This window comes from Kaistella sp., from assembly GCF_041824135.1.
Classification (GTDB): domain Bacteria; phylum Bacteroidota; class Bacteroidia; order Flavobacteriales; family Weeksellaceae; genus Kaistella.
This window is the reverse complement of sequence record NZ_JBGZYM010000043.1, coordinates 18,113-38,948: the sequence shown is the minus strand read 5'-3', so window position 1 is coordinate 38,948 and position 20,836 is coordinate 18,113. Positions and strand designations below refer to the sequence as shown.

At 36.1% G+C, this 20,836-nt stretch carries 21 protein-coding genes; 10 read left to right on the top strand and 11 right to left on the bottom strand.

The features are described from left to right. Nucleotides 1-14 precede the first annotated feature (14 nt). From ACEYOS_RS04910 to ACEYOS_RS04875, 8 genes are all read left to right on the top strand, one after another. Nucleotides 15-878 carry a DUF58 domain-containing protein gene (locus ACEYOS_RS04910; protein WP_373707850.1) on the top strand — a complete coding sequence of 288 codons (864 nt, stop codon included), beginning with the start codon at nt 15-17 and terminating at the stop codon, nt 876-878. Beyond that, nucleotides 879-1,778: a BatD family protein gene (locus tag ACEYOS_RS04905; RefSeq protein WP_373707880.1), complete on the top strand. Its 900-nt coding sequence runs from the start codon at nt 879-881 to the stop codon at nt 1,776-1,778. Continuing rightward, complete coding sequence (locus ACEYOS_RS04900; protein ID WP_373707851.1) at nt 1,779-2,786, top strand: VWA domain-containing protein; 1,008 nt, start codon at nt 1,779-1,781, stop codon at nt 2,784-2,786. A 196-nt stretch (nt 2,787-2,982) separates the two neighbouring features. After that, nucleotides 2,983-3,990, top strand: coding sequence for a VWA domain-containing protein (locus tag ACEYOS_RS04895; RefSeq protein WP_373707852.1), 1,008 nt, complete (start codon nt 2,983-2,985; stop codon nt 3,988-3,990). A gap of 88 nt (nt 3,991-4,078) precedes the next feature. Next, complete coding sequence (locus tag ACEYOS_RS04890) at nt 4,079-4,819, top strand: tetratricopeptide repeat protein (protein ID WP_373707853.1); 741 nt, start codon at nt 4,079-4,081, stop codon at nt 4,817-4,819. Continuing rightward, the gene (locus ACEYOS_RS04885; RefSeq protein WP_373707854.1) at nt 4,819-6,555 is read left to right on the top strand and encodes a BatD family protein; all 1,737 of its coding nucleotides are present in this window, start codon (nt 4,819-4,821) and stop codon (nt 6,553-6,555) included. Before ACEYOS_RS04890 ends, ACEYOS_RS04885 begins: the two co-directional genes overlap by 1 nt. Before the next feature lie 43 nt (nt 6,556-6,598). Beyond that, entirely contained in the window at nt 6,599-7,195 is a 597-nt protein-coding gene (locus ACEYOS_RS04880; RefSeq protein WP_373707855.1) for a MarC family protein, read from the top strand. Nucleotides 7,196-7,206: 11 nt separating this feature from the next. Beyond that, a complete protein-coding gene (locus tag ACEYOS_RS04875; protein ID WP_373707856.1) occupies nt 7,207-7,401 on the top strand; it encodes a hypothetical protein in 195 nt (64 codons plus the stop codon). 326 nt (nt 7,402-7,727) lie between these two features. Here ACEYOS_RS04875 and ACEYOS_RS04870 read toward each other — a convergent pair whose 3' ends face one another. From ACEYOS_RS04870 to ACEYOS_RS04840, 7 genes are all read right to left on the bottom strand, one after another. Beyond that, the gene (locus ACEYOS_RS04870) at nt 7,728-8,780 is read right to left on the bottom strand and encodes a diphosphomevalonate/mevalonate 3,5-bisphosphate decarboxylase family protein (protein WP_373707857.1); all 1,053 of its coding nucleotides are present in this window, start codon (nt 8,778-8,780) and stop codon (nt 7,728-7,730) included. A gap of 53 nt (nt 8,781-8,833) precedes the next feature. After that, entirely contained in the window at nt 8,834-10,597 is a 1,764-nt protein-coding gene (locus tag ACEYOS_RS04865) for a long-chain fatty acid--CoA ligase (RefSeq protein ID WP_373707858.1), read from the bottom strand. 2 nt (nt 10,598-10,599) lie between these two features. Then, the gene (locus ACEYOS_RS04860) at nt 10,600-11,604 is read right to left on the bottom strand and encodes an NAD-dependent epimerase/dehydratase family protein (RefSeq protein ID WP_373707859.1); all 1,005 of its coding nucleotides are present in this window, start codon (nt 11,602-11,604) and stop codon (nt 10,600-10,602) included. Nucleotides 11,605-11,699: 95 nt separating this feature from the next. Continuing rightward, nucleotides 11,700-12,485 (bottom strand): alpha/beta fold hydrolase, encoded by a 786-nt coding sequence (locus ACEYOS_RS04855; RefSeq protein WP_373707860.1) that lies wholly within the window; start codon nt 12,483-12,485, stop codon nt 11,700-11,702. Between the two features lie 40 nt (nt 12,486-12,525). After that, nucleotides 12,526-13,413: an alpha/beta hydrolase gene (locus tag ACEYOS_RS04850; protein WP_373707861.1), complete on the bottom strand. Its 888-nt coding sequence runs from the start codon at nt 13,411-13,413 to the stop codon at nt 12,526-12,528. A gap of 44 nt (nt 13,414-13,457) precedes the next feature. Next, nucleotides 13,458-14,177, bottom strand: a complete 720-nt coding sequence (locus tag ACEYOS_RS04845) for a pyridoxine 5'-phosphate synthase (protein WP_373707862.1) — start codon at nt 14,175-14,177, stop codon at nt 13,458-13,460. A 4-nt stretch (nt 14,178-14,181) separates the two neighbouring features. After that, entirely contained in the window at nt 14,182-15,441 is a 1,260-nt protein-coding gene (locus ACEYOS_RS04840) for a mechanosensitive ion channel family protein (protein WP_373707863.1), read from the bottom strand. Nucleotides 15,442-15,510: 69 nt separating this feature from the next. Here ACEYOS_RS04840 and ACEYOS_RS04835 point away from each other — a divergent pair, with 69 nt between their 5' ends. After that, nucleotides 15,511-15,996 carry a DUF456 domain-containing protein gene (locus ACEYOS_RS04835; protein WP_373707864.1) on the top strand — a complete coding sequence of 162 codons (486 nt, stop codon included), beginning with the start codon at nt 15,511-15,513 and terminating at the stop codon, nt 15,994-15,996. 11 nt (nt 15,997-16,007) lie between these two features. Beyond that, nucleotides 16,008-16,637 carry a hypothetical protein gene (locus ACEYOS_RS04830; protein ID WP_373707865.1) on the top strand — a complete coding sequence of 210 codons (630 nt, stop codon included), beginning with the start codon at nt 16,008-16,010 and terminating at the stop codon, nt 16,635-16,637. Here ACEYOS_RS04830 and ACEYOS_RS04825 read toward each other — a convergent pair. From ACEYOS_RS04825 to ACEYOS_RS04810, 4 genes are all read right to left on the bottom strand, one after another. Next, entirely contained in the window at nt 16,624-17,265 is a 642-nt protein-coding gene (locus ACEYOS_RS04825) for a uracil-DNA glycosylase (protein WP_373707866.1), read from the bottom strand. The two genes, ACEYOS_RS04830 and ACEYOS_RS04825, sit on opposite strands and share 14 nt — an antisense overlap. Nucleotides 17,266-17,299: 34 nt before the next feature. Further along, complete coding sequence (locus tag ACEYOS_RS04820; RefSeq protein ID WP_373707867.1) at nt 17,300-17,806, bottom strand: GNAT family N-acetyltransferase; 507 nt, start codon at nt 17,804-17,806, stop codon at nt 17,300-17,302. Between the two features lie 58 nt (nt 17,807-17,864). Then, nucleotides 17,865-18,383, bottom strand: a complete 519-nt coding sequence (locus ACEYOS_RS04815) for a hypothetical protein (RefSeq protein ID WP_373707868.1) — start codon at nt 18,381-18,383, stop codon at nt 17,865-17,867. Nucleotides 18,384-18,489: 106 nt separating this feature from the next. Beyond that, nucleotides 18,490-20,709 (bottom strand): TonB-dependent siderophore receptor, encoded by a 2,220-nt coding sequence (locus ACEYOS_RS04810; RefSeq protein WP_373707869.1) that lies wholly within the window; start codon nt 20,707-20,709, stop codon nt 18,490-18,492. Nucleotides 20,710-20,836 lie beyond the last annotated feature (127 nt).

Sequence of the window (20,836 nt, the reverse complement as noted above, 5' to 3'; positions counted from 1 at the left end):
TCCAGAATTCTACCGTGCAGATCAAAGACATCATCAAAAAAGTAAAACAAATTGAGATTCGGACTAAGAAAAAGTCTGAAGCAACTTTGATGGGTCAATATCACAGCGCATTTAAAGGTCAGGGAATGACTTTTTCCGAAGTTCGTCCTTACCAGTTTGGTGATGAGATCCGACGCATCGACTGGAATAAAACCGCCCGCTTCCGCGAACCATTTGTAAAAGTGATGGAAGAAGAACGGGAACTAACCATGATGCTTTTGGTTGATATTTCTGCGTCAATGGACTACGGAACTCAAAGTCAGTTAAAGCGGGAATATGTCGCTGAGATTGCTGCGAGTTTAGGTTTTTCTGCCGCGGGAAATAATGATAAAGTAGGTTTAATTTTATTTGCCGACAAAGTTTATAAAGTAATTCCACCTCAAAAAGGAAGAAAACATATTTTGGCAATTATCAGCACCATTTTATCAGCCGACTATGTTGCCGCAGAAGCGAAGATTGATAAAGCTTTAGAATACATGATGACTGTTTTCAAAAAGAAATCACTGATTTTTATGTTCTCCGATTTCGAAGATGCTTATGAATTAAAAATGGTGAGAATCGCGGCCAGAAAGCATCAGTTATTAGGTCTAAGAGTGTTTGATCAGAAAGACAATGAAATCCCAGATGTTGGATATGCGCTTTTTACAGACGCAGAAACCGGAAAACAAATTTGGGCAAATACAAGTAATGCAAGATGGCGTTACCAATTTGCAGAACAACAAAAGCAAAAAGTAAAACAAGTAACCGAAGATTTCGAAAGTTCTTCGGCCAGTTTTATCAATATTAATACAGGCGAAGATTATTCTAAATTTTTGTATCAATATTTTAGAAAAAGATAAATTTTGAAAAGACTACAACTCATATTATTTCTACTCCTAAGTGCATTTGTATTTTCGCAAACCTTAAGTTCAAAACTCGACAAACAGACTTTGGCTTTGGGTGAACCAGGCATTTTGCAGATTCACATTTCAGATCTTCAGGCAAAAGATGTTCTGTCTGCACCAAAAAATGAATTACTTCCTTTTCACTTTGAGGAAATAAAAGACAGCATCAGCAAACAAATGGATTCGTACGATCGCATCATTGAGTTCGCTGTTTTCGAAGAAGGAAAATTCACCATTCCAGCTCTGGATTTTAGAATTAACGGCAAACTTGTTAAAACGATTCCTTACGATATTGAAGTTATCAATACCGCTCAAAAAGGCGATGAGATCAATGATATCATGAAAAATAAACAGGTCGATCTTGGTGTTCAGGATTACTGGCAAATGTACAAATGGTATATTTTAGGCGTCTTAATTCTGCTGGCTTTAATATTCATCATCTATCAACTCATTAAATACGGAAAACGGAAAAAATCTGATCCGATCGTGATGACGAATCAAACTTTAAGAGAACTTGAAAAACTTAAAAAGAAAAATTACATCGAGGACGGAAATTACCGATCATTCTATGTGGAGTTATTAGACATTACCCGTAATTTCATTACCAAACAATATAAAATTCCGGCAGATGTCCTATTGACCGATGATTTAATTGATATCATTAAACTTAACAATACCATTTCTCCCGATAATGAAAAAATTATTGAAGACATCTTTTTAAGAGGTGATTTGGTAAAATTCGCAAAAGTATTTCCTGATCAGCAAAATATGCAGGATGATTTTGATCAAATGAAAACTTTCGTAAAACGTTCTTCCAAAGATCTGGAAATAGAACACTTAAGAACTGGAGTGTAAATGATGAGCTTAGATTTTTTAAATTTCGAATTGTACAGCCCGTGGTTCTTACTGCTGTTTGCGGTTTTCATCCCGCTGATCATTCGTGATGTAAGCAAGAAAAAGCGTTCTGGAATCACTGTTCCTTCCACTCAGAATATGGAAGCGAACAAATCTATTTTGTTTGTTTTATTCCTGCTGAAAATTTCAAAATATATTATTCTTTCCTGCTTAATTATCGCGATGGCCAGACCGCGCACGTTTACCATTTCGCAAGATCAGGATGACAGCAAAGGAATCGACATTATGCTTTCCGTAGATGTTTCGCTAAGTATGCTCGCAAAAGATTTGGAGCCAGACCGTTTAACGGCGTTGCAAACTATCGCCAAAAAGTTTGTCAACAGCCGTCCTGGTGACCGAATTGGTTTGGTGACTTACGCCGGTGAGGCATTTACAAAAGTTCCCGTCACTTCAGATCACGCCGTTGTAATTGATGAACTAGAGAACTTGAACACCATGGAGCTGATTCAAGGAACCGCAATTGGAGAAGGACTTTCCGTCGCCGTTGCCCATCTTGTGAACAGCAAAGCGAAATCAAAAATCATCATTTTAATGACCGACGGCGTTAACACCATCGCGAATGCAATGCCTACACAAGTCGGTGCCGAACTGGCACGCAGCAGTGGAATTAAAGTATACACCATAGGAATTGGGACCAACGGTTACGCACTTATGCCGACCGCCGTTGATTACGCAGGAGATCTCGTTTTTACGGAAGCTGAAGTTCAAATCGATGAACCGGTTCTTCGCGAGATTGCACAAACTACGGGTGGAAAATACTTCCGTGCTACCACCAATCAAGGTTTAGAAAACGTTTATGACGAAATCAACCAACTCGAAAAGACCGAATTGAAATCGACCAAACTCTATAATTATCAAGAATATTTCAGAAACTTTTTGTGGATTGCCTTAGGCGCCCTGTTTTTTGATGCGCTGCTGCGTTGGGTTTTCTATAAATTTTTAAGTTAAAAAAGGAATGAACAGTTTTAGAAGCAACACCATTTTATCTTCTTTCAAGAGCGGTCCCGCTCTTCGTTACAATCTCTTTTTTGCCTTTGTAATCCGACTGCAAAAAAAGAGGATTTTCACTGCGATCGGGGCTAGAACCTCAGATATTTTGTCTTTCGAAAACTTAAATAAATTAATGATCACGTAAATCATATCAATGAACTGGACTTTAGGAAATAACTGGTATTTACTTCTGTTGCTGCTTTTGCCGCTACTGGGAATCATCATGGTTGCTTACCTCAAATGGAAAAACCAGCGTAAAAGTATTTTTGCCGAAGCCAGATTTCAAGAGGAATTATTCGAAAAGAAATCAGGTTTTTCGAAAGTGATGCCGATCCTTTATTTATTGGCGACCCTATTTTTAGTGCTTTCCATTGTGGATTTACTGAGTGGTTCTGAAGAAGTAAAATCCAAGCAGAAAATGAACAACGTGATTTTTTTACTGGATGTTTCTAATTCAATGAATGCGCAAGACGTAGAACCCAACCGTTTAGATGAAGCGAAAAACATCATCATCAACACGATGGGCAAAATGAAAAACGATAAAGTCGGAATCGTAGTTTTTGCTGGAGAAGCACGTTCTATTATGCCTTTGACAACTGATTTTCAGACTGTAGAAACTTATCTTGGCGGCGTAGAAACCAGTATTGTGAAGATTCAGGGAACTGATTATTTAAGAGCGATGCAAACGGTTGTAGATAAATTTAAGAACATTCCGAAAGGTGCCCGACAAGTTGTTTTATTAAGTGATGGCGAAGATAATGAAGGGAATGAAAAACCAGCTGCTAAATTAGCCGCTAAAGAAGGAATTTCAGTAGTTACAGTCGGTATTGGATCTGAAGAAGGCGCACCTATTCCCGAATATGTATTTGGTCAATTAATGGGTTATAAAACCGACATGAACGGCCAAACCGTTATTTCAAAAAGAGAAAATTTAGCCTTAAAAAATATTGCAGATCAAACCACAGGAAGTTATGTTGACGGCAATAATCTGGAGAATGCGACGACTCAGACTATTGATGGATTGCGAAAAAGTGCAAGCTCCAGTGAAAGTATGGTAAAATCAAACAACGCCATTCACTATTATCAATATTTTCTGGGAGTTTCCATCTTCTTATTTATGCTGATATTTTTATTAAATCCGAAGCGGGATTTTAATATTTGATTCAAAACCAACGCATTCGGCCGACTTTAACCCAAATTTAACAATATCATCCATAGACTTTAACATATAAAGGAATATTTTTGCAGTGATGAATTTAAAATTATTTTTTGCGGCATTTTTTTTAGCGGCTGGATTTACCTTTTTTTCTGCGCAGGAAAACTATAACACTTTAGTTTACAAAGGAAACCAGCAATTCGATAAAGAAAATTACGAAACCTCCTCTTCTAAATACACGGAGGCCGTACAACTCAACGACAAAGAGTTTATGGCCCACTATAATCTTGGTAATTCCCTTTACAAAAGAAAAATGTTCGATGAAGCGAAAGCAGAATTCGAAAAAGCCGAAAAACTTTCTGCCAACCTTCCCGACAAAAGTGCTGCCCTTTATAACTTGGGCAATACGTACATGCAGCAGGAAAATTCTAAAAAAGCGGCAGAACTTTACAAACAAGCACTTAAACAAGATCCATACAATGAAAGCATTCGTAAGAATTATGAGATCGCCATGTTGAAAGAAAAGGAAAAAGAAGAACAGAAAAAACAAAAAAACGATTCTGGCGGCGGTGACGGCGACGAGAATAAGGACAAAAATAAAGGCCAGGATAAAGGAGATCAGCCAAAGCAAGAAGCTGGAACCGGTCAGAAAAATAAAGGTGATGGTGATGGAAAAGATCCTAATGAAAATAAAAAACCAGACGCTAATAAAATGCCCAAGGATTTAGAAGACGCCATTCTGAATCGGGTCGGAAACAAAGAACGGGAAACCGCGAAACGGATTCTAAACAAAAACTCCTATTCGCTGCCAGAAAGCAACGAAAAGGATTGGTAATGAAACAACATTTTTCCTACATATTATTTCTAATGTCTGCTGTATTCACTTACGGTCAGGTCACTTTGGCGATTTCTGATGTGAAAGATCAAAAGGTTAATCAGCGATTTACTTTAACGGTGCTTTTAGAAATCAGTGGTGAAAATATGGAACAGCAAACTCCTTTACAAATGCCGGATTTCTCCAAGTTTGATATTATTGGTACCGCTTCCGAGAGAAACACCATCGTTTTAGATGCTAAAAAAGGAGACGTCATCAATCAACTTGTCTATCAGTGCGTGCTAGCTCCAAAGCAGTCAGGAAAAGTGAAAATTGGATCAGCACTGGTTACCGTGAATGGGAAAATTTATAAAACCGAACCATTCGATATTAATGTTCGTGATTCAGAAAGAGCTTCTTCTGTTGCCGATAACTCCGACAAAAATGACTTATATCTGAATTTAGAAGTTCAGGATAAAGTGGTGTATAAAAATGAACCGACGATTGCAATCCTGCGCGCTTACAGCCGTGATTACGATAATTTTAGAAAAGTAGGAAAAGTTCATTTTCCGAACCAACGCAATGCGAACATAAAAGCGGTAAGTTTTGCAAAATCCGAAATAGAATCTAATTCTGGAATGGCTTCTCAAATTATCGGCGTGTTTATGATTTTCCCTTCAGAAACAGGTACGGTTGAAATCAATCCCATTTCTGCTTCGTTTGCCAGTTCTTCAAAATCAAATAAAATTTCATCAAACAAAGTGAAGTTGAATGTGAAGAAATTACCGGTCGGAATGCCTTCCCATTTCAAAAATGCGGTTGGTAAATTTGCTCTTGATCTATTGAGTCTACGAAATGAAGATATTCCTGAAATTGATCAACCCTTAAATATTGTTTTAAAACTGACCGGCTCAGGAAATCTGGGAAGTGTGCATTTACCTAAAATTCAAAATTCACAGGATTATATTTTCTACCAGCCAAAAATCACCACTGAATCATCAGCTAAAAAGAACGGACTCACCGGTGCTATCACCGCTGAATATATTGTGGTTCCAAAAAAATCAGGACCAGTCTCTATCAAATTTGAAGACTTCTCTTACTTTGATCCAGAAAGCAAAAAATACACGGACTTAGGTGCGAAAGAATTATTAATTAATGTAAAAACACCATTACAAATTGCAGATGCTAAAACCACTTTGCAAAAAGTAAATGAATACACCAACACGGTTTTGGAAACGGTAAACACACCTGTTTTACAAACTCAAAATCTGATCGTTAAAGATAAAAATAGAATTAACTGGAAAGTGGTGGTTGGTAATTTCGGTTTGTTGACCATTTTTGGTTCTCTGTTTTTAATTGTTTTAAGAAAGCGAGAGAAAAGAAAATTGAAACCTCATGTTGTTATAAAACCAATCAGCACCATTGCTGAAACCGAAGAATTAATTCGACAAAATTTAAGCAATCACATTGAAGAGAGTATTGAATATTTAAAAATCTTAAAAGATAATAAAGAATTTACAAAGTTCTTTGAGGCATATGATGAGCTCAACAGAGAGACCAAAGAATATCACGGCGCAAAAGACGATTCAGAATTCAGAACGATTCTAGAAAAAACTCAGGGACAGCAAATTTCGGAACGATACCGATCACTTTCGGAGCAAATTCAGATTGAAAAATTCGCTCCAATTCATGTTGAAGAGCAGATGGATGACCTGTACAAAACGATTCACATCTTATATTCAGAAATTAACAAATAATGACTTATTTTTCATATTTTTGCGAAATTAATAATTCCAAGAAATGTTTGAATTTTTCTCAATAAAAGAAACCCTTACCGCCTCCATGATTCTCTTCGCTGTAATCGATATTATCGGATCAGTACCAATTATCGTTGGCTTAAAAAAGAAATTTGGTAAGATCGAAGCCGAACGTGCCGCCATCGTTGCTGGAATTTTAATGATCGCTTTTCTTTTTATTGGAAATAAAATTCTAAAATTGATCGGCGTAGATGTGAATTCATTTGCAATTGCAGGTGCATTTGTGATCTTTATCATCGCTTTAGAGATGATTCTTGGCATTGAAATTCAAAAGAATACAGAATCCAAATCCGCTTCAATTGTACCGATTGCATTTCCTTTAATTGCGGGTGCTGGAACATTGACTACAACGCTTTCTTTACGTGCGGAATATCATGATATTAATATCATTGTCGGAATTGTGATCAACACAATTTTCGTATATTTGGTCCTGAAATCAGCGAATTGGCTGGAGCAAAAATTAGGTGACGGAACACTTCAGGTTTTACAAAAAGTTTTCGGAATTATTCTTCTTGCAATTTCAATTAAGTTGTTTACAGCGAACTTCGCTCAACTTTTCTCTCAGTATGTTAAATTTTAATTATTAAAAAAATGCAACTCTTTTATAAAATATTCTTAGCACTTTTCGTAATATTTATCGGTATCAATCTTTATGTTATCGAATGGCCTTTAGGATTTTTGGCAGAAGAAAATTCTACATTCGTGCTTTCAATGTCAGCAGCAATCGTCGGAATAATCGTTGTATTTATTTTGCATATGATGAGCCGACTTTCAGTAAAAAAGTAAATTCAATCTTCAAATTTTAAATATTTTTGTTACCACAAAGTTTGTGGTAAAGGGAATCTGTAAAAAATGCCAAAAAGTTATCGAATGTTCTTTTTAATCAACATTTATAAACTTTGGGTTGGGTAGTTTAGAAGACCGTTGTTACATAAAAATCACCTCCCTGAAGAAGTGATTTTTTTTATTTTGTAATTCGAAACAATTGTAATCAGATTCATTTATTCCATTAAATTGTCCTGCTTTTCACCACATTAAAACCGTAATTTCTTTTGTAAAAAAAAGAAATAGAATAACCACTAAAAATAAATATTTATACTTTTTATCGATTTTTAAAATCTCATCACGTCTTTAACAACTCCATTATTCTGAGTATGTTGCACCAATTCTTTGATGATGAATTCGCTGATCTTATCTTCATCTTTATTGCTCGGGAAAAGCAAATGAACGTTTGCGCCAGCATCTAACGTAAAGAACAGAGGAAGATTGGTTTCTTTTCTAAATTCCCAGATCTTATTGATGACCGCTAATGTTCCAGCTTGCATCAAAATAAAGGCTGGTTCACTCATCATCATCATGGCATGTAAGGTTAAAGCTTCATGTTCAACCAACTTTATGAAAGCGTTCATGTCGCCTTCTTTGAGGATGGTTTTTATACTTGTAAAATTTTCATGAGCTTCTTGAAATCTTCTTTCTGCATACGGATTGGTATTCATCAAACCATGACCAACGGTAGAACTGACGGATTTCTCACCTTCGTGAATTAGTAAAACCCAGTCGTTGAAACTTCTGAATACGTCATGAACTTCTTCATTCGGATAGCGAACTGCAAACAGATCAGAACTTCCGGAAACTTCTACAGTTTGTCCCCAAACTACGAGTCCATCATACAAACTCCTGCATGCGCTTCCGCTTCCTAAACGAGCCAAAAAACTGGCCTTTTTTAAAGAAAAGCTTTCATCAGTCTGACCTGAAAATGATTGATCTAAATTCATCAGACATTTTGCAATCGCGCCAAATCCTGAGGCTGAACTTGCAATACCCGAACTATGTGGAAAAGTATTTTCAGTTTTAATGATGTATTTCCCTTTTAAGATCCAGGGTAAATATTGTTCGATCGTTTTAAAATATTTCTCGATTTTTTCAGCAAACTTCACTTCTTCTTTGCCAGCTAAAAACGTCTGAACAGAAAACTGCTCCTCTGCCAGAAACTCCAGTTCTGTATTCGTTTTACACAGATTTAAAGTATAACTAATACTAGGATTGGCTGGAATCTGATTTTCATATTTCCCCCAATATTTAATTAGGGCAATATTTGATGGACAAGATTCTGTCACTTTCTGATTAGAGATTTTGAAGTTTTGATCTCCTGAAAATTCGTTCATATTTTCTATCTGATTTACTTTAATGAAATACATTTATTTTCGAAATGTATTTTTTAAGAATTATACATTTTATCTACAATTGCTGCATATTTTTGAAGGACCACATTTCTTTTTACTTTTAAAGTCGGCGTAATTTCTCCACTTCCGACTTCAAATTCTGCAGGCATTAAAACGAACTTTTTGACCTTTTCAAAACCAGAAAATCCTTTCTGAATCTCCTCCATTTTTTCACGGTAAAATTCTTTTACTTTATCTAAATCCACAATCTCCTGCCAAGTCGTGAATGGAATATTCATTTTAGCAATTTGTTCTTGCAACGCATCAAAATTTGGAATAATTAGAGCAGTTACAAACGGTTTACCTTCCGCGACAATCATCGCCTGATTGATATAATTATTGTTGGAAAGCAGATTTTCTATCGGTTGTGGTGCAATATATTTTCCGTTGGATGTCTTCATCAAATCCTTAATCCGATCGGTAATAATTAAATTTCCCGCGTCGTCAAATTTTCCAGCGTCACCGGTTTTGAACCAACCATCTTCCGTGAAAACTTCCGCAGTTTCTTGCGGTTTCTTGTAATACCCTTTCATAATGGAACTTCCTTTGGCCAGAATTTCGTCATTCTCGCCAATTTTAATTTGAGTATCACCTAACGGAATACCCGCTGAACCATGCTTAAAATGATGAAAAGGAAAGCAAGTTAAAGTTGCCGTAGTTTCTGTCAAACCATAACCAACCGTGATGTGAATGCCCATTGCTTCAAAAAACTGAGTCACTTCTCCCGAAACCGAAGCGCCGCCACAAGGCATAAACCAAAGTTTTCCCCCCATTTTCTTCTTGATCTTATTGAAGACCATGATGCCGGCAATTTTATTTTTTAAACCTAAGGAGAAAGGAATATTTTCATCTGATCTCCGCAACTCTGCAACTTCAGTTCCGGTGGCTAACGCCCAAGTGAAAATTTTCTTTTTGGCAGGCGAACTATTCGCAGCCATTTCATTAACACTGGCGTAAATCTTCTGATAAAACCTCGGTACAGCACACATAATAGTTGGCTTGATCTCGGCTAGAGCGCTGGCAATTAACTTTGTATTTTCTAAAAAATAAACTTTAGAACCGCCATACAAAGCGAGCAAAGTCCAAGAACGTTCAAAAATATGAGTTAAAGGTAAAAAAGCCAGTGATGTTTCCTGTTCGAAGTTTTTAAATTTAAAAAATTCAAAATGGGCTTCCACTGATTTATGAAAATTTCCGTGGGTTAACATGACTCCTTTGGGAACGCCAGTCGTCCCGGAAGTGTAGATAATCGTGGCTAACTCGTCATCTTCTTTGGAAATAATATCGAAATCTTCCTCTGATTTTTTAATAAAATCTTCCAGATAATGACTGTTTTCTTTCTTGATCCAGATCGATTTTTTTGCAACTATAATTTGTTGTAGAATGTTGCTTTTATTTAAAATATTGAAAGCCGCATCGTACTGCTCCTGATTTCCGACGAGTATGATTTTACACTCAGATTCGTTAAGAATATATTCGGCCTGTTCTTCATTATTCGTAGAGTAAATTGGAACTGTGACGGCACCTAAGGATAAAATCGCTAAATCTGTGGTAATCCACTCTGCTGAATTATCCGAGTAAATCGCCACTTTATCATGCTCAGAAATCCCAGCTGCTCTAAGTGCATTGGCAGTTTTAAAAACCAAACGTCGAAAATCGGTCCAGTTAATTTCTGTCCACTTTTCTTTTTTCTTAAAACCGATTGCGGGCTTCGTAGGAAACTTAGCCGTATTTATATTTAAAAATTCTGCAACATTCATAGTTATTTTTTAGCTGAAATAAAATTTTTCAAATGGAAATCGATACTTTCAAAAACAGGAATAAATTGATAGTCAAGCTCTTCCTTAATCTTTTTATTGGAAATGATCTGGTGTGAAGTTACGGTTTCTAGGTTGACTTTACTCATTATCCGAAGTTGCGGAAACAGCCACCCAAATAGTTTATTCGACACGTAACCTGCAGTTAAAATATCTTTTGACAGGATCTTTGCTTTTGATTTTCCTAATCTCTCACGCACAAAATTGGCCACTTCTACTATCTTCTTGGATTCAGAAATGAGGATGAATCGCTCTCCGAAAATATTTTTTTCCATTAATGAAATTGCAATTTCAGATACATCTCTCACGTCTATATAAGCAGTACTTCCACTCATCGCGTAAGGATATTTTGAAAATGCATCAAACATTTCACCGCTACTCGACTGCCAATTTCCGCTGCCGACAATGACGCCCGGATTGATGATGACCGTATTGAGACCTTCTGCAGATGCGCGCCAAACTTCCATCTCGGAAAAGTGTTTGGATTTGGCATAAGAAGAATGAGCAAGTTTCGAATTATAATTAGAATCTTCGGTCACTTCACCGTTTTCATCAACACCATCTAAAACCGCCGTTGAACTTACAAAACAGAATTTCGTTACCGATGAATCTTCACAAGCAAAAAGCAACCATCGGGTTCCTTCGATATTGGTGTGATACATCGTTCGGCGATCATCTGGATGAAAACTCACTTTTCCTGCGCAGTGATACACTTCGATAACTCCATTCAAGACATTCTGAAGAGAATTGATATCTGCGAAATCAACATCAACCCATTCAATTTTATTAAAAAAATCATCAGGTTGATCGGTATAGAAATGAAATGATTTTCGAACCTCATCAATATTACTGGATGATCTTTTGGTGGCACGCACGGATTTCCCACGCTTTAGCAATTCTAAAGCGATGACTCTGCCGAGGATTCCGGTAGCACCTGTGACTAATACCATATTGTAGATTGTAGATTGATAGACATTAGATTCTAGACTTTGAGTTATTGAAATTTTGAGTATTTGAGCATTTGAGTATTTGAGAAAAACCAGTATTATACCCTATGTTCTGAAAGAAAATCTTTTACAACCTCATTAAAGTCGGTCGGATTTTCGGCTTGTACCCAATGTCCAGCATTTTTTATGGTCACAACCGAAGAATTAGGAAATTGCTGTTTAATCTGAAATTCATCTTGCGGTAAAATATAATTCGATTTTTCACCTGATATAAATAAAGTTTCTCCCGAATACACGCCATATTTGATTGCATTGGAAACGAATTCGGTATATTTTTCAGACAGCGTTTTGAGATTAAATCTCCAGCTCAATTTTTTATCGTCGGTCCAATAAAGGTTTTTTGCTAGAAATTGAACTACCGATTTTTCTGGAATATATTGATGTAAAACTTCTTCTACGTCTTGTCTGGTCGTTTCTTTTTCGAAATCAACCGTCTCTAAAGCTTTTATAATTCCTTGGTGATGTGGTGGATATGCTTTTGGTGAAATATCAACTACAATTAACTTCTCTACTTTTATCGGATATTTTATAGCGAACTGCATCACTGCTTTTCCACCTAAAGAATGCCCTAACAAGTTAATTTTCTCTAATTTGTGAAACTCCATATAGTGTAAAATATCGTGAGCTAAATCGTCATGCGACATTTCGGGTGAATGAAAACTCTTGCCATGATTTCTTAAATCAATTAAATGCACCGGAAAAAACTCGCCCATTTCTTTACCAAAACTTCCCCAATTATCAAGCATTCCAAATAATCCGTGGAATACCAAAAGTGGAAGCCTAGGTTGGTCTTCTCCGTAAATTTTTGAGTGTAGAATATCCATAAATTGCTAACGTATTTTATTTTTCAAATTTAATGATTCCTTACTTAATCATTTGATGAATTTTTTCAGAAATCTCTTTGCCATAATAAGAAATCCCACTGATATGTGGTCGATCGATCTCAAAGAATTCTTTGGGTTCATTTGCATTTTCATACAACTGTCTTCCCATTTCTAAAGGAATTAACTTGTCTTCTTTGCTGTGAATAATTAAAACAGGTTTTTTAAAGTTTTTTAAATTCAAACGGTTATCATCATTCTCCTTGATCACTAAACCTCCTAAAAGCGGCACTTTTCGATTTGCAATCGCATTAAAACTGATAAATGTTCCTTCTAAAACTAACCCTTCAATATCATCTTGATTTCGTGTTGCAACAGGAATTGAAAAATTTCCACCGATCGATTGTCCGTAAATTACTTTTGGTGTGTTTTTAATTTCATCTAAATTTTTAAAGAAATCAAATACTGAATAGGAATCTACAACGGCATTTGCTCTGGTACTTTTCCCTTCAGAATATCCAAATCCAGGATAATCGAAAAGAAATATTTGAAATCCATATTTCGTCAATTCTATAAAGCGACGGTATTGTGAATTAAGATTTCCTGAGTTTCCGTGAAGTGCAAATACTGAAATTTTGGGAACTTCAGTTTTTGACTTTAATAACCAACCGTTAATTTTCCTGCCGCTTTCCGTTTTAAAATAATAACTTTTAATAGTGAAATCGTGTTGTAAAGTATCCTTATTTTTAAAATAATAAGGTTGCAAATTTTCGCCAGCGACTTTTAATTCAATCAAATCCTTTCCTTCTTCCCACTTAAATTCTCTTTTATCGATTGCATTTTTTGTTGGCAACAAAACTTTATTCACCTGACAATTCACAAGTAATAAAAGGAAGATCAATCCTAAAAAGTTGTCCGGAAATTTGCGCATCACACTTAATTAGAAACAGAAGAAAACCTCTATCAAATCAGATCCTACCACTTTGCCAATCTCTTCAAATAAGCTTGAACCGTGTTTTCAAGTCCCATGTACAATGCTTCGGAAATCAAAGCGTGACCAATGGAAACTTCTAACAGATTTGGAATATTGTCGGAAAAATATTTTAAATTTTCTAAACTTAAATCGTGTCCGGCGTTAACTCCCAATCCATATTTCTCAGCTTCTAAAGCAGTTTCAATGTAAGGTTTAATTGCTTGTTCTTTATTTTTAGGATAATTGGTTGCGTAAGCTTCCGTGTATAATTCAATTCTGTCAGCGCCAGTTTCCTTAGCATACTTCACCATTTCTGGATTTGGGTCTAAGAAAATAGAAGTTCTGATTCCCGCAGCTTTAAATTCAGCAATCACCAGTTTTAAAAATTCTAGATTATATTCACAATTCCAGCCAGCGTTCGATGTAATAGCATCTTCACCATCGGGAACAAGCGTAACCTGCTCGGGCTTTACTTCTAAAACCATATCTATAAAAGCTCGGTGTGGATTTCCCTCAATATTGAATTCGGTGTGAACAATCGGCTTTAAATCATAAACATCTTTTCTGGTGATATGTCTTTGATCCGGTCGTGGATGAATAGTGATTCCCTGGGCTCCAAATTCCTGCAATTTTATTGCGGCTTCCGTGACACTCGGAGTATCTCCGCCACGGGCATTTCTAATGGTTGCAATTTTATTGATATTAACGCTAAGTTTTGTCATTATTTTACATTTTATTGAACTGCATGATTTCCAGATCAAATTCTTTGGAGGCAACCAAAAGGTGATCAAAAATATCTGCCATAATTACTTCAAATTTTTCCCACTCAGAATCATTTGTAAAACAATAGATTTCCAAGGGCATTCCGTGTGGTGTGTTTTCTAACTGTCTCACCATCAAAGTTCCTTCCTGATCGATATGCTCACTATTTTTAAGATAATTGTGCGCGTATTCACGGAAAACACCAATATTGGTTAACTGTCGTCCGTTGATCACCAAATCTGAATTTTCAATTTTCGATCTTTCTTCAATAATCTGGTTCTTTTTGTCAATGATATAGTCTTTGATCAAATTAAACTTAGATAATCGGTCTACATCTTCTAAATTCAAAAACTTAAAAGAATTGATGTTAAAGATGATGGAACGTTTAATTCTTCGGGTATTACTTTCCGACATCACCTGAATATTTTTGATCTCGGTCGTCAGAAAATCATAAGTCGGAATGGTGGACATTGTTTTATCAAAATTCTGAATTTTCGTTGTTAAAAGATTGAGATCTACAATCGTTCCCTCCAGATTATATTTCGGAATACCGATCCAGTCACCCACTTTTAAATTTTTGGAAGTAGCGACGTGAATTCCTGTCACAAAACCGAGAATCGTGTCCCGGAAAACCAAAACTAAAACGGCGGTAATTGCTCCAAGACTTCCAACAATCGCAGAACCGCTTATGCCAAATAGCACGCTGATCGCAACGACTGAGGCGATGAACATCCCAAATATCTTCAACGTTTGTGAAACAGCGTTTAAGGCAATAATTTTATAGTAATCTTTTTTGATGACAAAATAATTCCTGGTGGCAGTTAAGCCCCGCATAAGCATTTTCGCCACTACGATCACCAATAATAAACCGATCATGCGTTCCAGAAAGTCATAGCTTTTTGGATGGCGATAGAAGAAGGACTCTACTGCAAAACTTCCAACTAAAAGAGCCAGCAAATGGGAAATAGAATTCGTGATCTTCGCTGCATAAACCGACTTTAATACCGGATATTTCTCTTTGTCAAAAAATAGTTTGAAGACGGTATTAATAAGCAACCTGATGAGAAAATCGACCAGGTAAATTAGACCGATAAAGAACAGGAATTTAATTAAAATCTGAAAGAAAAGAACACCGCTATCCGGTGAGTTCTGCTTCACAAAAACATGAATATAATCGCTTATATTCTGCAAAAAATCTTTCGTATCGTTCAGTTCCTTATCCATTGACGCAAAAATAAGAATTCTGTTTGTCTTTAGCAGATTAATAAGTACATTTAACAAAATTTAGCAACCATGGACACCACTTTAATTCAGATCGTTTGTATCATATTATTAGTTCTGGGAATGATCGGAACTTTTCTACCGGTTTTACCTGGTTTATTATTAAGTCTGGCAGGAGTCCTGATTTACAAATTCGGCACCGATGCACCCTTATCGATGATTTATGTTTGGATCTTTGTTTTTCTGACCGTTATGTCAGTCGTTTTAAATTATGTTATTCCCGCCCGAACGAACCGTAAATATGGCGGCACACGTTGGGGAAGCGTAGGATCAGTGGTCGGAACAATAGCCGGATTGCTTTTTATTCCCATTCCTTTTGGCTTCTTGATCGGGATGTTTTTAGGCGTTTTCATTGGTGAATTATTGCATGATGCTTCCGACAAAAAGAAAGCCTGGAATTCAACTAAAGGAGCCTTTATTGGTTTTCTCTACGGAACAGGATTCAATTTCATCGTGGGATTGGCAATGTTTTTGGTAGTTTTAATCGATATGTTTTAAAATTTAAACCCATGATTTACAGAACCTTATTAACCTCGCTCACGATTTTCACTTTGGCAACATGTAAAAATCAAAATGCAGCAAACGCAGAACAAACAAAAGCATCACAAAAAACGGAAGTGATCACCAAGTCTGAAGCTCCTACTACTCCTCAACAATCTACTCCTAAAACTTCGACTGAGTTACCAGTTGAGAAAACAGAGGTGAAGATTTCGGAAAAGGTAACAGAGAAGCAAACACTCTCTAATAAAAAAGGAATGATTTATTTAAAAGAAGGAGAAAATAAATTTCTGAAAGAGTACGAAATGAACGTCACCTTCAAAAGAATGGTGGAAGACAGCCGGTGTCCAAAAGATGTACAATGCATCTGGGCAGGAAATGCCACTGCGGAAGTTGAGTTTATGGGAACTTATACAAGACCGGTAACCGTTCAATTAAGTACCTCGAATGATGCCAGTAAAGGATATGCAAATACGGAGAAATTCAATGGATATAAAATAACTTTGGAAGAGGTAACTCCAGAAACGACTTCTGCGAAAGGTTTTAAATCTTTAAAAGGAAGTTACCAGATCGCACTTAAATTTGAGAAAGACAGCGGTTCACCTTCTCCTACTGAGCGCGGCGGAACTACCACGAAATAGATTCTTTATTTTTCGATTTTAAATAATCGTTAATCTTGGAAAAAGGCTTGCTTCGATAGAAACCACGATAGACTGAAAATGGCGAAGGGTGAGCAGATTTTACAATAAAATGTTTAGAGGAATTAATCAGTTCCTCTTTTTTTTGTGCAAAAGCGCCCCATAAAACGAAGACTACATTTTCCTTTCTATCGGAAATTTCTTTGATAATAAAATTGGTGAATTGTTCCCAACCCAAATCTTTATGGGAGTTCGGCGAATGAGCTTGTACTGTTAGGGTGGCATTCAAAAGCAGAACGCCTTGTTCTGCCCAATCGTCGAGTTCTTTCTTGGTGCGGTCGATTCCTAAATCTTCTTTTAACTCTGTAAAAATATTTTTGAGCGACGGCGGCGTTTTTACTTTTTCAGAAACTGAAAAACATAAACCATTTGCCTGATCATCGTTATGATAAGGATCTTGCCCAATAATCACCACTTTAACATCTTCAAAAGAAGTTAGATCCAAAGCACGAAAAATCTGTTCCTTGGGTGGAAAACACTTTTCAGCATCGTAGGCTTCGTTGACTTTTTGCCAAAGATTTTCGAAGTATGCTGTGTTTTTTATTGGGGCGAGAATTTCAGTCCAATTCATTTGATGATGAGTTAATGTGCTGATGTGCGGTTATTTAAGATTCATTTAGTTCAAAAATAAGATTTTCTGGAAACTCTTCGTCGGTTCGGTTTTCGTTTAAGATAAACTTTGATTTCTCCAGTAATTTAATGGAGCTCAAATTATTTTTATTGGTAAACGCCTCTATTTTTTTTAAGTTCAAATTTTTGAAACCATAATTTAAAACAAACTGAACCGCTTCTGACATAATTCCTTTTCCATGATATGCCGGCAAAAGCTCATATCCTAATTCCGCAGTAGTTCGGTCTTCTGAGAATTTCCACAAACAAATCGTCCCCAATAATTGGGGATGATTTTGAGAAGAAATTCCAAAAAACAGAATTTCCTTATTGATCGTTTTCTTTTTAATACCTAAAATAAAACCTAAAGCTTCGAAAGAATTTTGAGGTGGATTTCTATGAAGAAACTGATTGATCTCTACATTACTTCTAATCCCTAAAATCTCAGCTGCATCGTGTTCGGTGATTGTTCTTAAAACCAGTCGTTGTGTAGAAAACCTCATCTTTCAAAGATAGAATTTTCAAAGTTTAAAAACATCAGATCTTATCTCTTTGAATTTTTTACTGAAAGAATACCATGATCACGGCTACGATAAATCCGATTCCTGCGTAAATCATTCCACGGCGGAAAGCTTTTGATTTAAAATTAAACATCCAAAAAGAAGAGATGACAAAGAAAAACAGGACGAATCCGAAAACCGTATTCAAAGAGGCATAACGGTGAGTGGAAGTCGATTTATGTAATTGATTAAATTTTTCCAAAACAAAAGGCAACTGCATTTTAGAATATTTTGCTTCACCCGTTTTTAAGTTATAAGTTCCATCTTTAAAAGTTTTCAAATCCCCTTCACCAGGTTCAAATTCAACATTCCTCATTTTAATTTCTTTCGCCAGTTCTTTTTCGGTCATATTGGGTTTCAATACGATCTCTGTTTTATTTTCCTTTTTTAAGAAATTGGTGTCGCGGTAAATCAATAATACTCCACTCAATGAGTAAACCACCATTATTCCCGCGGCGAAATATCCTAAATACCTGTGCGTGATTCGCATGAATGACTTGGTGTCTTTAATTGCTGCCATCGTTTTCTGTTTTTTTGTTTTTGTTTTCTTACTGAAAATAACAGTAGTGGAAACCGAGATTTCCACCACTATTATTATGAAATTTAAATGATATGAAAAGTTTTTTTTACAATTTATACGTTAGGGTCATATAGAAATTCCTTGGCGTAATTGGATTGACCGAGTAATTCTCGTGGTAGTTGTAATCTACAGTATCGAATAAATTCCCCACTTTTCCCATGACAGAGAATTTTTTCCAATCATATCCAACAGATAATGATGCGGTCATATAGTCTCCAACTTCTAAAAATCGGGAAACACCATTTCTGTCCACTAAGGTTTTCTTGGTATCATTCCAACCTGCGATTCGATCTCCAATGTAGTAGACACTTGCTCCTAATTTAAGACCTTTCACATAATCAGTGAACGTATAGAAAACAGAGGCATTTGCTGTAGTAGCAGGCGTTCTTACCAATCTTTGATTTTCAACATATCCAAAATCTTCAGGCGTATCTAAATAAACAGAGTGGTTATAAGATGCTCCGGCGATGATCGATAAATTCGGATAAGGATTTCCGGTGATGTCTAATTCAACACCTTGGCTTCTCATTTTTCCAGCGAATTCTTTGTAAGTAGAATTACTGTTTGGAAGTCCGTCTTTCATTTCAGCCGTTTGATAAAAGTTTCTGTTTTCAATTTGATAAACTGATAAATTCAGTGCTACTGCATTATTCCAGAAATTATGTTTCATCCCAACTTCGAACTGATCAATTAATGAAGGTTTTAAAGCCAAACCTGTCACTGCATCTTCACCCGTATTTGCCGAGAATGAGTTGGTATACGTTGCGAAAAGTGATAAATGATCATTCGGCATATACACCAAACCTCCTTTTGGCGAAAAAGCTCTATCTACAGTTCCTTGACCCTCGGTGATTTTACCGTCTGCAAAATTTAATCGCTCAGAATTTTTATTTTCAATATAAGACCATCTTAACCCAGCCAATACTTTAAATTTATCTGAAAGTTCAATATAATCCTGTGCATAAACTCCAAATCTTTGGGTCGGAATTCTGTTTCTATCTTTTCTGACAGCATCTGGTATTGCTCCCGAAGCCCAAGTTTCGGGATCATCTAAATAGATTGTTCCATTGGTACTGCCATTAGTTCCGTATTGTTTTTGAGAAAGATCGTATGCGTAAGAATCATTCGTCCCGTAATCACCATCAGTACCTACTAAGATCTTATGATTAACGTTTCCGGTTTTAAATTCACCATTCAAATTAACCTGCAATGAAGTGTAATTTTGTTCAGCATACGTTCTGTTTATTGGTCTTTTCCAAGATAGCCTTGTCGCATCTGGTGTTGCATAACCCCACTCTACTCTCTCTGAAGAAAAATAATCTTTGGTATAATTCTGATAAGAAGCTATGGCGTTTAAAGTCCAAACATCATTAAACTGATGGTTAAAAGTAATTCCAGTTGTTGCCTGTTCTACATTTTGAAACTGCCAGTCTGCACCAACGAAATCTTTTCTTGATAACAAGCCATTCATTTCATAAGAACCATCTTTATTGGTAATAGACCCAATACCGAAATCTGGTGTGAATTCATTTTTCAAATAATCTGCTTCAACAATCAACTGAGAATTCTCGCCGATGTTAAATAAGATCGAAGGATTGAAATAATATTTTGAAGAAGAAACAACATCTCTGAAACTATCAGCAGTTTCATAAGCACCATTTACTCTAAAGGCAATTTTCTCTGTTAAAGGACCATAAAAATCTACAGTTGGCTTGTAAGAATTCCAGCTTCCACCGCTTAATCCTACACTTCCACCGAAATCAAATCTTGGTTTCTTGGTAATTAAATTAACAACACCGCCTGCAGCTACGTTTCCGTATAACATGGCGTTTCCACCTTTTAATACTTCTACTCTTTCCAAACCAGAAACTTCCGGGAAAACACCGCTGTTTACTCTCGCTCCGTTTTTGAAGATGTTATCGTTTCCAAAGTTAAAACCTCTACCACCGAAACTGTCTTGAGAATTTCCTCTGGAAGAAGTAATATAAAGTCCATTTACATTTTGAAGAACATCACTCAATTGTTTTGATTGCTGCTGCTCAATAATTTCATGCGTAACAATTGCAACTGGCTGCGGATTTTCCATAATCGTCAAATTTGATTTAGACGACATTGACCTTGCTTTGTTTGGATTACCTGTTTTGTGAAGATTAATATCTTCAATTTGCTGAATTTTGAGAGTGTCGCTTTCTGATTGATATTGCATCTGCGCATTTGCGGAAGAGACAATAACTAAAGCGCCAAGTAAAATGATCTGTTTTTTCATAGGACGTTTTTATTTAGACTGAATTAAAATAACGATGCAAAAGTAAAAAATGATTTTATACTAGACAAGGCTATTTGTAATTATTCTAAATAAACTTTAAAACAGTTGTTTAATTCATTGAAAAATA